Genomic DNA, 12263 nt, shown 5'->3' on the forward strand with positions numbered 1-12263 from the left:
AAACTGAATCTAATTCGACAACTACTTCTTTTTGGCAGGTGCCTTAGCCTTCGCAGCAGTCGCCTTGGCGGGCTTGGCCCGTTCAACGACGGCAGTCTTCGTCTTGGCGGAGGCAGGAGCAACGAATTTACCCGTAGAGCGGGCCTTTGGGGCGCTCTTGGTGGAAGCTTTGGCCATGTCGAACCTCATCGATCTGGATTTCGAACGCAAGCGTCGCAACCACGCGCAGACACAAGAGCAGCACGAACCCGAAATGTGGTGCTGCGAATGCGGCTGTATCACATTCTATCAATGGTCGACGGGCGCTATTCAGTGTGCAGCTTGCAAAGTTGTGCAGAACGGATTTGAGCTTCCCTCGCTGCCATCAAGGTGACACGCAGCGAAAAGGCTGACCTGCCCCTGCAGTCAAGAACACAAAGAGAATATAAGCAGAACATTTGATTGACATCAGCGCGCATCCACCCCATATTGAGGGGCCTCATGCTGGGTGAGCGCTATGCCTGACACATCCGAGTTCGACGCACCGATTTCCCGTCAGATCTGGGACCTCAAGTATCGATTTTGGGGTCCGGACGGCACCGCGATTGATTCGAATCTCGACGCCACGGTATGGCGCGTCGCTCGCGCCGCCGCCGCGAACGAGAAGGGCGGCAAGCGTACCCGCGAGAAGTGGGCCTCAGCCTTCCACGGCGTCATCGCCGACTTTGGCTTCCTGCCCGCAGGACGCATCCTCGCCGGCGCCGGAACCGGCCGCGCAGTGACGCTCTTCAACTGCTTCGTGCTTGGCACCATCGAGGATGACCTGGGTGCCATCTTCAACGGCGTCAAGGACGCCGCGCTGACCATGCAGCAGGGGGGCGGCATCGGTCACGACTTCTCCACCCTTCGCCCCAAGGGCGCCCGCGTCGCATCCATCGGCGCTGATGCATCTGGCCCGGTTAGCTTCATGGACGTGTGGGACGCCATGTGCCGCACCATTATGTCGGCCGGCAGCCGACGCGGCGCCATGATGGGCACGCTGCGCTGTGACCACCCCGACATCGAAGCCTTCGTTGACGCCAAGTCCGATCCCGGCCGCTTGCGCAACTTCAACCTGTCCGTGCTCGTCACAGACGACTTCCTCGCCGCCGTGCGCGCCGACCAGCCCTGGGATTTGAAATTCGGCGGCAAGGTCTACCGCACCCTGCCTGCGCGCGCGCTCTGGGAGCGTATCGTGCGCGCGACCTATGATTATGCCGAGCCCGGCGTCGTCTTCATCGACCGCATCAACGCCCGCAACAACCTCGCCTACTGCGAGGAAATTCACGCCACTAACCCCTGCGGCGAGCAGCCGTTGCCCCCGTTCGGCGCCTGCCTGCTCGGCTCGATCAATCTTGCGCGCCTCATCGAAGCCCCGTTCACCAACGGCGCACGTATCGATATGGCCAAGCTCGCCGAACGCGTGAAGATCGCCGTTCGCTTCCTCGACAACGTCATCGACATTTCCAACTACCCGCTTCCCGAGCAACGGGCAGAGGCACTTGCCAAGCGCCGTATCGGCCTCGGCATCACCGGACTTGCCGACGCACTCATCTTCTGCGGCGTGCGTTACGGCACGCCCGAGGCGGCCGCCCTCGCCGCCACGTGGATGGCGGCAATCCAGAACGCTGCCTATTCGGCAAGTGCCGAGCTCGCCGCCGAGAAGGGCGCCTTCCCGCTCTTTGACGCCGAGAAGTTTCTCGCCAGCCCCAACGTCGCGCGGCTCGACGAGAGTGTGCGCGATGCAATCCGCAAGCACGGCATCCGCAACGGCTGCCTCACCTCCATAGCCCCCACAGGCACCATCTCGCTGTTGGCGGGCAATGTTTCGTCCGGCATCGAACCCGTATTCGACTACCGCTACACGCGGCGCCTGCTCGCGCGCGACGGCACCACGCACGAGGAGACCGTCGAGGATTTCGCGCACGCCAAGTTCCGCCGCAGCTTTGGCCCGGCAGCACCCCTCCCCGAAACGTTCGTGCGCACGAGTGACCTGACGCCCGCCCAGCATCTCGCCATGCAGGCAGCGCTGCAGCCCTACGTCGACAGCGCCATTTCCAAAACCATCAACTGCCCCGAGGGCATCTCCTTCGACGACTTCAAGAACGTCTACCTCGAAGCGCACGCGCTCGGGCTCAAAGGCTGCACCACGTTCCGGCCCAATCCCGTCACCGGCTCCGTGCTGCAGTCCGCACCCGAGGCGAAGGCCGCCGACGTTACACCGCCCGCGCTGGCAACCCCGGTCGTCACCCTCGCCACGGCTCCGCCGCACGCGCCAACCGAGCGCGACGGCGTCGTCTATATGACGCAACCCTTAGAGCGCGAAGGCGTGCTCGCCGGCTTCACCTACAAGATCAAGTGGCCCGCCAGCGACCACGCCATCTACGTCACCATCAACGACATCGAGCAAGGCGGGCGCCGCCGGCCATTCGAAATCTTCATCAACACGCGCAACCTCGAGCACTATGCCTGGACGGTGGCGCTCACACGCATGATCAGCGCCGTGTTCCGCCGCGGCGGCGATGTGACCTTCGTCGCCGAAGAGCTGAAAGCCGTGTTCGACCCGCAGGGCGGCCACTGGATGTCGGGTCGATATGTGCCGAGCTTGCTCGCTGCCATCGGCGAGGTGATCGAAACGCACATGCGCCGCACCGGCTTCCTTTCGGCCGGCGAAGCTCGGCTCGAGATCGCAGCCGTGCAGCGACAGGACGACACCGCGCACGCCGCCGATCGCTCCCGGGGCAGCACGCACAGCGCCGCGCGCCTCAAGCTCTGTCCACGCTGTTCATCAGCCGATTATGTCCAGCAGGAAGGCTGCTGGGTGTGCAACACCTGTGGATTTTCCCGCTGCGGATGAGCTTTCCGCAAACCCTTTCAACGCCAAAACGGCGCGCGTTGCATGCATGCGACAGGCCTCAACAATGCATTCACTTTGCCGCAAAAACACTGAGATGGAGCCACAATTCGGCTCGAAACCAGGGGCAACGTTAAGCAATGGGGCATAGGCTGGCAAAAAACGATAAAGGTGTCGAACGTAGCGTAGGCCGAAAGGCCGCGAAGGGATCTGCAGTAATGGTCGCGCGTATCATCGAGCTCGCCGTGTATAGGGCGCAGCGCACCCTCGCCCACGAAGAGACGGCCCGCCGTGCAGCGCAAGCGCACGAGGCCACCCGTTTCCACTTCTGGACCGGCGCTTCCGGCAAGCGCTACGTCCACTCCGTCTACGATCTCGTCGAGTGCCCGCCGCTCCCCGCCGCCAACTACGTGCTCGTCCGGCGCGACTCCAACGGTCGCCCGCACGCGCTTTCCATCGGCCGCGTCACCTCGAGCGTGCCCTCGCTCAATCTCGCTGAGCTGCGCCATCGCGGCGCCGAGCTCGGTGCCAACGAGGTCCACGTCCATCTGCTCGCCGAGAACGCCAAGGTCGGCAAGCTGATCGAGTTCGATCTGCGCACCGGCCAGGTCGATACGGCCATGTCGCGCTTCGCCGGCCAGGCTCACTGAGCCCCAGCCCCGGCGAACCAACCGGGGCTAATCCTCTTCCCGTGTCAGGATCGTGCGGAACGCGAAGCGATGCGCGTGCTGCGCATCGAGCGGCGGCGCCACCGCCCGCTGCCGCCCGAACACCCGCACCATCGCCGCCGCGCTCGCCCGCGTATGCCGATCCCCCGGCCCCCGCGCCGCCAGCGTTCCAACCATCGCCTGCAGCCGCTCCAGCTCGCGCTCGCGGATGCCGAGCTGATTGAGGTGCGCCAGCGTCGACGCCAGATAATCGATGTTGTTTCCAGACCGTCCAAGACCACCGCGCACGAAATGCGCCTGCTGCGCCAGCGATAGCCGCCCCGCATAACTGGGATGCGCGCGCTCGACCAGAAACGCCAGCGCCAAAACCTCGGCGTGGTCCCCTGATAGCAGCGTCACCGGCACCAGCGCTTCGCGATAGACGCTGCCCACCTGCTCGCGCTCGCGCAGATAGCGCAGTGTCTCGCGCGCACTGCCGGCTCCCACCTTGAACGCGATACCCTCGCACACACCGCCCCGGTCGAGCCCGAGCACCAGCCCCGGCCGCTTCGGCGAGCCGCGATGAAAACGCGAATAGATGCAGAAGCTGCGCCGCCAGCCGTCGAGGCGCGCATGATGCGTCTCCTCGGCCTCGAACCCCGGCCGCCACATCAACGACCCGTAGGCGAACACCCAAAGATCGCGCGCCCCGCCCATGGCTATTTTTTTGCCCCGCCTTCGGACTTCTCAGCGCTCGCAGTCGCACCGCGGCCGAAGTCGGGCGCCGACGTATCCTGCCCGGCCGCCACGATGCCGCGCCGGATCGCGCGCGCTTCGGCGAAGCGCCGATAGAGCGTCTCGCCGTCGTCGGCCTCGATTGCAGCTTTCAGCTCGTCGAGATCGGCGGAGAACCGCCGCAGCATTTCCATCACGCCTTCCTTGTTGCCGAGGAAGATGTCGCGCCACATCGTCGGATCGGAGGCGGCGATACGCGTGAAGTCGCGAAATCCGCCAGCGGAGAACTTGATCACCTCTTTGTCGGTGACGCGCTCCAGGTGCTCGGCCGTGTTGACGATGTTGAAGGCGATGAGATGCGGCAGATGACTGGTGATCGCCAGCACCATGTCGTGGTGCTGCGGATCCATCACTTCGACCTTGGCGCCCAGTGCTTCCCAGAACGCGCGCAGCTTCTCGACTGCCGCGCCATCGGTGCCTTTCTCCGGGGTCAAAATCGTCCAGCGCCCATCGAACAACTCGGCAAAGCCGGCTTCGGGACCCGACTGCTCTGTGCCCGCGATCGGATGCCCCGGCACGAAATGCACGCCCTCGGGCACGTGCGGTGCCATATCCCGCACCACTTGCGCTTTCACCGAACCCACATCGGTGAGAATAGCCCCGGGCTTCAGATGCGGCGCGATCTCCGCCGTGATCGCCCCGCACGCGCCAACCGGCACGCTCAAGATGACGAGATCGGCCCCGGCGACGGCCTCGACCGCGCTGTCATATCCCTTGCTGATCAGCCCCAGCTTCAACGCCGTATCGACCGTCGATCGCGTGCGCGCACTCCCGACGATCTCCTTGGCAAGACCGCCGCGCCGCGCCGCATGACTGATCGATGAGCCGATCAGACCGACGCCGATCAGCGCCACGCGTTCGAACATCGGCCGGCTCATGCCCCGCGCCCTCCAAGGAACGCCGACAAAGCATCGACGACAGCGCGATTGTCGGCTTCCGTGCCGATGGTAATGCGCAGGCAGTCCGGCAGACCATACGCGCCGACCTTGCGCACGATGATCGCCCGCTGCTTGAGGAACGCGTCCGCCGCATTCGCGGTCTTGCCGCCGTCCTTGGCAAAGTGCACCAGGATGAAGTTGGCAACGCTCGGCGTCACCTTCAGGCCCAGCTTTTCCAGCTCACCGCTGAGCCAGGGTAGCCAGCGTTCATTGTGCAGTGCGGACGCCTCCTCGTGCGTCTTGTCGGTGATTGATGCCGCGCCCGCAGCCATCGCCGGCACCGAAATATTGAACGGTCCGCGAATGCGGTTCAGCACGTCCGCAACCTCTTCCGGGCAATACGCCCAGCCGAGCCGCAAGCCAGCGAGCCCGTGGATCTTCGAGAACGTGCGCGTCATCACCGTGTTCGGCGTCGTCGCAACCAGCTCGATCCCTGCCTCGTAGTCGTTGCGCCGCACGTATTCGGCATAGGCCGCATCGAGCACCAGCAGCACGTTGGAAGGAAGCTGTGCGCGCAGCGAGCGCACCTCGTCGAACGAGATGTATGTCCCCGTCGGGTTATTCGGGTTGGCGAGAAACACCATCTTCGTGCGTGGCGTAACGCGCTTCAGAATCTCGGCCGTATCTGTCTGATAGTTGGTCTCGGGCGCCACCACGGGAGTAGCGCCATTCGCCAGCACGATGATGCGGTAGAGCAGGAAGCCGTGCTCGGTGAATATCGCCTCATCGCCGGGACCAAGGTACGCGTGAGCCAGCATCGTCAGCAATTCGTCCGAGCCCGCCCCGCACACGATCCGCGACGGATTGAGCCCATAGCGCGAGGCAATCGCCGCCCGCAGCGCAGTCGCCGCGCCATCGGGATAGCGCTCCAGCTCCCCAATCGCTTCGCGCACCGCATCGAGCGCCTTCGGGCTCGGCCCCAGCGGTGTCTCGTTCGACGACAGCTTGATCGGCTTCAGCCCCGCCGGCAGCTTGCTCTCGCCGGGAACGTAGGGATCGATGTCGAGAATGCCGGCTTTCGGCTGGGGAAGGGCGGTCGCCATGGGGCTTTTTCCGGATGTGCAAGGCCTGACTTTATAAGGCGCGGCAGTGATACAGAGACGGGCCCCGGAACGCAAAGCCTAACGCCCCGGATAACCTCGCGGCCCGCACGCGCACCCGAATTCGATGCAGCCCGAACGGGCACCACTTGACGCCGCCGCTTCCATCCCGATATTTCGATGCTGGAACTCGTGGTGATTTGGCCGGCCGGCTTGCAACCACGTTAAATAAGTCGCTAAAAAAGGCCGCGCGCACCCGGTGATGGATGAGCGGCCTTAGAGGCCCGCGAATCCGGCCGGGTTTTCTGTTTGTGCCCTCGCGTTGTGCGTGGGCCAAGGAGCGCGCAACCGCAATGGCAGTGCACCCGACAATTGCCGACGTTGAACCCAACGCAGGGCACTCCTTGCGCCTCGCCGAGGCCAACAACCCGTCGAGCAAGGTGCTCCGCCTGCCCGAGAGCGAGCCGCTGCGCCTCGCCTGCGACCAGTTCCTCGCGCCCATCACTATCGCCTACGAGACCTATGGCGAACTCAACGCCGACAAATCCAACGCCATTCTCATCTGCCACGCTCTGACGCTCGATCAGTACGTCGCCAGCGAAAACCCGGTGACCAAGAAACCCGGCTGGTGGAGCATCATGGTCGGCCCTGGCAAGCCGATCGATACCGATCGCTTTTTCGTCATCTGCCCCAATATCCTCGGCGGCTGCATGGGCTCAACCGGCCCGGCCTCGATCGACCCCAAGACCGGCAAGCCTTACGGGCTGAGTTTCCCCGTCATCACCATCGGCGACATGGTGAATGCGCAGGTGCGCCTCATCGATCACCTCGGCATCGATCAGCTCTTCTGCGTCATAGGCGGCTCGATGGGCGGCATGCAGGTGCTGGAGTGGGCCGCGAGCCATCCTGAGCGCGTTTTCTCAGCCGTGCCCATAGCCACCGCCGCCTGGCATTCCTCACAGAACATCGCCTTCCACGAAGTCGGCCGCCAGGCCGTCATGGCCGACCCCGACTGGTGCGGCGGCGACTATCACAGCCACGGCAAAGTCCCGCGCAACGGCCTTTCCGTCGCGCGCATGGCCGCGCATATCACCTATCTCTCCGAGGATGCGCTGCACCGCAAATTCGGCCGTAGCCTGCAGGAGCGCTCGAAGGTCACCTTCTCGTTCAACGCCGATTTCCAGGTGGAGAGCTATCTGCGCCACCAGGGCTCGACCTTCGTCGACCGCTTCGACGCCAACAGCTACCTCTATATTACCCGCGCAATGGACTACTTCGATCTCGCCGCCGAGCGCGGCGACGTGCTGGCCAACGCATTCCGCGGCACCAAGACCCGCTTCTGCGTCGTCTCATTCACATCCGATTGGCTCTATCCGACGCGCGAAAGCCGCGAGATTGTCCACGCCCTCAATGCCGTCGCCGCCAACGTCTCCTTCGTCGAGATCGACAGCAACAAGGGCCATGACGCCTTCCTGCTTGAGGAACCCGAATTCTTCGCCACCGTGCACGGCTTCCTCAGCTCTGCCGGCACTAAGCGCGGCTTGAAAGTGTAGGATCCGATGCTGAAGCCCAATGCCCCCCTCGCCGGACCGCACCGCGCCGACCACCTGTTCATCGCCGAAATGGTCGAGCCGGGCTCGCGCGTCCTCGATGTCGGCTGCGGCGACGGCGCCCTTCTGCAACTCCTGGCTGAATCGAGGAATACCGACGGCCGCGGCGTCGAGCTGTCGCGCGAGCGGGTGAACGCCTGTGTGATGCGCGGCCTGTCGGTCATTCAGGGTGACGCCGACCGCGATCTGGCCGATTACCCCGACCAAGCCTTCGACTACGCCATCCTCAGCCTCACCATCCAGGCCACGCGCTACCCCAAGACCGTTCTAGAGAATCTCCTGCGCATCGGGCGTCGGGCCATCGTTTCGTTCCCGAATTTCGGGCACTGGCGCGTAAGATTCGACCTGATGTTCACCGGCCGCATGCCGCGAACCGAAAGCCTGCCCGATTCCTGGTATGAGAGCCCAAACGGCCACCTGTGCACGATTAAGGACTTCGTCGATCTGGCCGCCGTCGTCGACGCCGAGGTCGAGGAAGCGGTCGCTTTCAACACCTCCGGCCAGAAGCTGCCGATCCGTCATTCGCTATCGTTGCAGAACCTTCTCGGCGAAAAGGCCGTGTTCCAGCTGCGCAAACGCCCTCCCCGCTAGTCTGGAGGCCCTCGAGAAAACCTGCGCGGTTTCGCCATACCCTCAACGTTTCCGGCCCTTTCTTGACACCCCATGGGGCCGTCACTATGGTGCGCGCCGTTGATAAAACCTGCCGTTTTCGTAAGCCTCGAAAAGCGCAACAAGGCCGGTCAAAACCATGTCCGCAGGGAAGAACGAAACCCCGGGGCATGGCGAGCTTAGCCCCCAGGAGCGCGAGGCCTTTCGACAGCGATCAGAGGCGATCGGAAAGCGGCTCGATGCGGTGAAGACCCGCCGCGAGCCAGCGGAACGCTCGGCTGCCGGTGCAGTGAACGGCGCAGCCTTCGCGAAGGCATTCCGCTTCGCCGCCGAGCTGCTGGTCGGTGTTGGCGTCGGCGGGTTTATCGGGTGGGCGATCGATCGCCAACTCGGCACGGGGCCCTGGCTCCTGGTCTTGTTTGTCATGCTCGGCTTTGCCGCCGGCATTACGAACGTGATCCGGTCGGCTCAGGAAGAACAGAGAAAGCAGCAAGCCGCACAGCTTGCATCGCCGTCCGTCAAAGATGACGACGACGAGGACGACAGGTAGGGAGCTGACCTTGGCTGCAGAAGGCGCGCATGGAGCGGCACACGGCCCCATGCAACAGTTCGAAATCAAGCGGCTCATCCCGATTGAGCTGTTTGGCTACGATGTCTCGTTCACCAACGCTTCGCTCTTCATGGTGATCGCGCTGGCGATCATTCCCCTCTTCTATCTCATCGCCATGAACCGCCGCGCCCTCGTTCCGGGCCGCCTGCAGTCCACGGCCGAGCTCAGCTACGAATTCATCGCCAACATGGTGCGTGACATCGTCGGCGAGAAGGGGATGAAGTACTTCCCCTGGATCTTCACGATCTTCATGTTCATCCTCGTGTTGAACCTTCTGGGTCTTCTGCCCTATTCGTTCACTGTCACGAGCCACATCATCGTCACCTTCGCCCTCGCGGCCATGGTCTGGCTGATCATCACCGCCATCGGCTTCATGAACCACGGCGTCGGCTTCCTGAAGCTGTTCGTGCCTGATGGCGTGCCGTGGTGGCTGCTGCCGATCATCGTCGTGATCGAGCTGATCTCCTACCTCATCCGCCCCATCAGCCACTCGGTCCGTCTGTTCGCGAACATGATGGCCGGCCACGCCATGCTGAAGGTCTTCGCCGGCTTCGTTATCGGCCTCGGCGTCCTCGGCGGCTGGGCTCCGCTGGTGTTCCTTGTCGGCTTCACCGGCCTCGAGCTGGTCGTGGCCTTCCTGCAAGCATTCATCTTCACGGTGCTGACCTGCATCTACCTCAACGATGCGGTGAACATGCACCACCACTAAACGCTATGAAGGCCGGGCTTGAGGCTTCACTCCTGGTCCGGACTTCATCGTAACGAACAAGTTCAAACCAAAACCCGAATGGAGACGACCACTATGGATCCTCAGGCAGCAAAGTTCATCGGCGCCGGCCTCGCCTGCTTCGCGCTCATCGGCGCCGGTGTCGGCATCGGCAACATCTTCGGCAACTACCTGTCGGGTGCGCTGCGCAATCCGTCGGCCGCTCCGGGCCAGTTCACCAACCTGCTGATCGGCTTCGCGCTTTGCGAAGCGACCGGTCTGTTCGGTCTGTTGATCGCGCTCATGATCCTGTTCGCCTAATCGGACAGGAACGCGACGGCGCGAGGAGGATACGATGATCGCAGCTATCTCAGCGTTGCTCGTGGCGGCAGCCGCCGCGGGTGCGCACGAGGAAAAGGCTGGGGGTCTGCCACAGCTAAACCCGGCAGACTTCGCCCCGCAGCTCGCATGGCTCGCGGTCACCTTCGTCCTGCTTTATCTGGTGCTGTCGCGGGTGACGCTCCCGCGCATCGGCGAAGTCCTCGAGGAACGTCGTGATCGTGTGCAGCGCGATCTCGATGCCGCCGAGCGCTTCAAGGGTGAGACGGACGCCGCCCTCGCCGCCTACGAGAAGGCCCTGAGCGATGCTCGCCAGAAGGCCTCCTCGATGGCGAAGGAGGTTCGTGATCGTCTCTCCGCGGACACCGAGAGCGAGCGCTCAAAAATTGAAGGCGAGCTGGCCACCAAGCTGGCTGATGCGGAAACCCGCATCGCCGCCACGAAGAACAAGGCTCTCGCCAGCGTCGATGAGATCGCTGCTGAGACCGCCAGCGCAGTGGTTGGTAAGCTGCTCGGCGAGGAAGTAAGCCCCGCCGAAGTCAAAAAAGCGATCCAGCCAGCAGCCGAGTGAGGACGCGATGCATTTCGATCTGAGCGATCCCGCCTTCTGGGTGATGATCGCGTTCTTCGCCTTCGTTGCCCTGATCCTCTACTACAAGGTTCCGGCCACGATCGGTAACGCGCTCGACAACCGCGCCGATGCGATCCGCCGCGAGCTGGACGAAGCCCGCCGCCTTCGCGACGAGGCCCAGTCGCTCTTGAACGACTACAAGCGCAAGAGCCGCGAAGCCGAGAACGAGGCTAAGGAAATCCTCGAACAGGCCAAGCGCGAGGCCGAGGCGTTCACCGCCCAGACCCGCAAGGCGATGCAGGAATCGGTTGAGCGCCGCACCAAGTCGGCCGAGGAGAAGATCGCCCGCGCCGAGGCCCAGGCCCTCGCCGAGGTTCGCTCTTCTGCCGTCGACAGCGCCATCGCCGCCGCCGAGAAGATCCTCAAGAACAGGGCTTCGCAGGCCGCAACCGCTGCTGGCCTCGTCGAGCAGAGCATCAAGGATTTGGCCGGCAAGCTGAACTGAGCTTACGGCAACCGAGACAACTTCGGGCACTACGCAACGCCCCGGCCAAGCATCGCTTGCCGGGGCGTTCTGCTGTTCGCCATAGCCCCGGTTTCATCGATCAAGGGAGGCGGCACACTCAACGTCACCCCGACGCCGGTCGGGGCCTGCGTTAGCTTCAGCACACTCGTCAGGTGCGGAGGCGGACAGCGCTTTCAGCTGGTGCGAACTCGTTCTTCCGTCGCGGTCGAGGCAGCGCGACTGGGTCCCGGCCAGAGCCGGGATGACGGTAGTGGGAAGGCGGCGGACCGAACCCTCTCTCAGCCGCGAAGCGGCAAGGGGCCAAAGGCCCCCGCGCCCAGTGGCGCGGCCATCAGCTTGCGCACGGCCAACCGCATGCAGAGCTTCGCGCCACTTATGTCACTGAGGAAACCAAAAAAACTTAACCCGCGCCCTGCGCGTTCTGGTCGAAGCCGACGAACACCTCGAACTCACCCGGGCGCGTGCCTTCGGGGATGTCGAACGTGATCGAGCGCACCGTCGAGAAATAGGCGATCGGATTGTCCACCGCGACCGTCGCATCGACCGTCACAGTGTCCCCCGTGATACGCGCCCGCTTGGCATCCGTGACATTCACAGTGATGGGCAGGCGCACCGTACCGGCATGCCCGCGCGGCCCCAGCAGCACTCGGCCCGAGAACCCGTAGCGTACCGTCACGCGGCCAGGCTCGATCTGGCACTCGCGCGCCGTCTTGGTGATCTCACCGCGATGCATGATGGCGAGGCCATCCCCGGCGCGACCGTCCTCATAGATGGTCAGATGTCCGCCGTGCGGCGACACGGTGAGACGCGGACAGCCCGCAGCCACCTCACCCACGGGTGCGCTTGGCCCGACGTCTTGCTTCGCTGCCGAAAGGAGCTGTTCTTCGCTGACACCTGGTGCCGACGTCGACTGCGTCGACGAGCTGCCAAAGATGCCGCCGCCAAGACCGGAGGTTAAGGACGAAAGGCCACACCCGCTGACCAGCAGCGTTAACATCCC

The 12263-nt window shown here is 63.9% G+C and carries 14 protein-coding genes and 1 riboswitch; of the genes, 9 read left to right on the forward strand and 5 right to left on the reverse strand.

Annotation, left to right across the window (positions count from 1 at the left end; genetic code table 11):
- Window positions 1-21 precede the first annotated feature (21 nt).
- On the reverse strand, window positions 22-177 hold the full coding sequence (locus NDB2M4_RS20125) for a hypothetical protein (protein ID WP_171987997.1): 156 nt from the start codon (window positions 175-177) through the stop codon (window positions 22-24).
- A gap of 319 nt (window positions 178-496) precedes the next feature.
- Between NDB2M4_RS20125 and NDB2M4_RS01380 the strand changes: the two genes are divergently transcribed.
- Both NDB2M4_RS01380 and NDB2M4_RS01385 read left to right on the forward strand, forming a co-directional pair.
- Window positions 497-2875, forward strand: coding sequence for an adenosylcobalamin-dependent ribonucleoside-diphosphate reductase (locus tag NDB2M4_RS01380; RefSeq protein WP_072369182.1), 2379 nt, complete (start codon window positions 497-499; stop codon window positions 2873-2875).
- 215 nt (window positions 2876-3090) lie between these two features.
- The gene (locus NDB2M4_RS01385) at window positions 3091-3522 is read left to right on the forward strand and encodes a hypothetical protein (protein ID WP_072369183.1); all 432 of its coding nucleotides are present in this window, start codon (window positions 3091-3093) and stop codon (window positions 3520-3522) included.
- 27 nt (window positions 3523-3549) lie between these two features.
- On the opposite strand, the gene NDB2M4_RS01390 is transcribed toward NDB2M4_RS01385, so the two are convergent.
- Genes NDB2M4_RS01390 through hisC form a run of 3 tightly spaced genes read right to left on the reverse strand, consistent with a single transcriptional unit; the run spans window position 3550 to window position 6295 of the window.
- Window positions 3550-4236 (reverse strand): gamma-glutamylcyclotransferase, encoded by a 687-nt coding sequence (locus tag NDB2M4_RS01390; protein ID WP_072369184.1) that lies wholly within the window; start codon window positions 4234-4236, stop codon window positions 3550-3552.
- A gap of 2 nt (window positions 4237-4238) precedes the next feature.
- On the reverse strand, window positions 4239-5192 hold the full coding sequence (locus NDB2M4_RS01395; protein ID WP_072369185.1) for a prephenate/arogenate dehydrogenase family protein: 954 nt from the start codon (window positions 5190-5192) through the stop codon (window positions 4239-4241).
- Complete coding sequence (hisC, locus tag NDB2M4_RS01400) at window positions 5189-6295, reverse strand: histidinol-phosphate transaminase (RefSeq protein ID WP_072369186.1); 1107 nt, start codon at window positions 6293-6295, stop codon at window positions 5189-5191. The genes NDB2M4_RS01395 and hisC overlap by 4 nt, the downstream gene beginning before the upstream one ends.
- 179 nt (window positions 6296-6474) lie before the next feature.
- Window positions 6475-6554: riboswitch (SAM riboswitch) on the forward strand.
- Between the two features lie 91 nt (window positions 6555-6645).
- On the opposite strand from hisC, the gene NDB2M4_RS01405 reads away from it, so the two are divergent.
- The 7 genes from NDB2M4_RS01405 to NDB2M4_RS01435 all read left to right on the forward strand — a co-directional run bounded on the left by NDB2M4_RS01405 (window position 6646) and on the right by NDB2M4_RS01435 (window position 11242).
- Window positions 6646-7845, forward strand: coding sequence for a homoserine O-acetyltransferase MetX (locus NDB2M4_RS01405; protein WP_072369187.1), 1200 nt, complete (start codon window positions 6646-6648; stop codon window positions 7843-7845).
- A 6-nt stretch (window positions 7846-7851) separates the two neighbouring features.
- Window positions 7852-8493 carry a methionine biosynthesis protein MetW gene (gene metW, locus NDB2M4_RS01410; RefSeq protein ID WP_072369188.1) on the forward strand — a complete coding sequence of 214 codons (642 nt, stop codon included), beginning with the start codon at window positions 7852-7854 and terminating at the stop codon, window positions 8491-8493.
- Window positions 8494-8650: 157 nt separating this feature from the next.
- Window positions 8651-9061 carry an AtpZ/AtpI family protein gene (locus NDB2M4_RS01415; protein ID WP_072369189.1) on the forward strand — a complete coding sequence of 137 codons (411 nt, stop codon included), beginning with the start codon at window positions 8651-8653 and terminating at the stop codon, window positions 9059-9061.
- Window positions 9062-9110: 49 nt separating this feature from the next.
- Window positions 9111-9830 (forward strand): F0F1 ATP synthase subunit A, encoded by a 720-nt coding sequence (locus NDB2M4_RS01420; RefSeq protein WP_072369190.1) that lies wholly within the window; start codon window positions 9111-9113, stop codon window positions 9828-9830.
- A 93-nt stretch (window positions 9831-9923) separates the two neighbouring features.
- Window positions 9924-10148 (forward strand): F0F1 ATP synthase subunit C, encoded by a 225-nt coding sequence (locus tag NDB2M4_RS01425; RefSeq protein ID WP_072371615.1) that lies wholly within the window; start codon window positions 9924-9926, stop codon window positions 10146-10148.
- A gap of 34 nt (window positions 10149-10182) precedes the next feature.
- Complete coding sequence (locus NDB2M4_RS01430; protein WP_072369191.1) at window positions 10183-10737, forward strand: F0F1 ATP synthase subunit B family protein; 555 nt, start codon at window positions 10183-10185, stop codon at window positions 10735-10737.
- Window positions 10738-10744: 7 nt separating this feature from the next.
- A complete protein-coding gene (locus tag NDB2M4_RS01435) occupies window positions 10745-11242 on the forward strand; it encodes a F0F1 ATP synthase subunit B family protein (RefSeq protein WP_072369192.1) in 498 nt (165 codons plus the stop codon).
- 421 nt (window positions 11243-11663) lie between these two features.
- Here the strand turns inward: NDB2M4_RS01435 and NDB2M4_RS01440 are convergent, their stop codons facing one another.
- Window positions 11664-12260 (reverse strand): hypothetical protein, encoded by a 597-nt coding sequence (locus NDB2M4_RS01440; RefSeq protein ID WP_139247046.1) that lies wholly within the window; start codon window positions 12258-12260, stop codon window positions 11664-11666.
- Window positions 12261-12263: the final 3 nt, after the last annotated feature.

The sequence above is a fragment of the Hyphomicrobium sp. NDB2Meth4 genome, assembly GCF_900117445.1.
In the GTDB taxonomy this organism is placed as follows: Bacteria; Pseudomonadota; Alphaproteobacteria; order Rhizobiales; family Hyphomicrobiaceae; genus Hyphomicrobium_A.

Bases quoted from the DNA above. Each gene is read 5' to 3' on its own strand.
- NDB2M4_RS20125 (WP_171987997.1), bottom strand. From the start codon at position 177: ATGGCCAAAGCTTCCACCAAGAGCGCCCCAAAGGCCCGCTCTACGGGT.
- NDB2M4_RS01380 (WP_072369182.1), top strand. From the start codon at position 497: ATGCCTGACACATCCGAGTTCGACGCACCGATTTCCCGTCAGATCTGG.
- NDB2M4_RS01385 (WP_072369183.1), top strand. From the start codon at position 3,091: ATGGTCGCGCGTATCATCGAGCTCGCCGTGTATAGGGCGCAGCGCACC.
- NDB2M4_RS01390 (WP_072369184.1), bottom strand. From the start codon at position 4,236: ATGGGCGGGGCGCGCGATCTTTGGGTGTTCGCCTACGGGTCGTTGATG.
- NDB2M4_RS01395 (WP_072369185.1), bottom strand. From the start codon at position 5,192: ATGAGCCGGCCGATGTTCGAACGCGTGGCGCTGATCGGCGTCGGTCTG.
- hisC (WP_072369186.1), bottom strand. From the start codon at position 6,295: ATGGCGACCGCCCTTCCCCAGCCGAAAGCCGGCATTCTCGACATCGAT.
- NDB2M4_RS01405 (WP_072369187.1), top strand. From the start codon at position 6,646: ATGGCAGTGCACCCGACAATTGCCGACGTTGAACCCAACGCAGGGCAC.
- metW (WP_072369188.1), top strand. From the start codon at position 7,852: ATGCTGAAGCCCAATGCCCCCCTCGCCGGACCGCACCGCGCCGACCAC.
- NDB2M4_RS01415 (WP_072369189.1), top strand. From the start codon at position 8,651: ATGTCCGCAGGGAAGAACGAAACCCCGGGGCATGGCGAGCTTAGCCCC.
- NDB2M4_RS01420 (WP_072369190.1), top strand. From the start codon at position 9,111: ATGCAACAGTTCGAAATCAAGCGGCTCATCCCGATTGAGCTGTTTGGC.
- NDB2M4_RS01425 (WP_072371615.1), top strand. From the start codon at position 9,924: ATGGATCCTCAGGCAGCAAAGTTCATCGGCGCCGGCCTCGCCTGCTTC.
- NDB2M4_RS01430 (WP_072369191.1), top strand. From the start codon at position 10,183: ATGATCGCAGCTATCTCAGCGTTGCTCGTGGCGGCAGCCGCCGCGGGT.
- NDB2M4_RS01435 (WP_072369192.1), top strand. From the start codon at position 10,745: ATGCATTTCGATCTGAGCGATCCCGCCTTCTGGGTGATGATCGCGTTC.
- NDB2M4_RS01440 (WP_139247046.1), bottom strand. From the start codon at position 12,260: ATGTTAACGCTGCTGGTCAGCGGGTGTGGCCTTTCGTCCTTAACCTCC.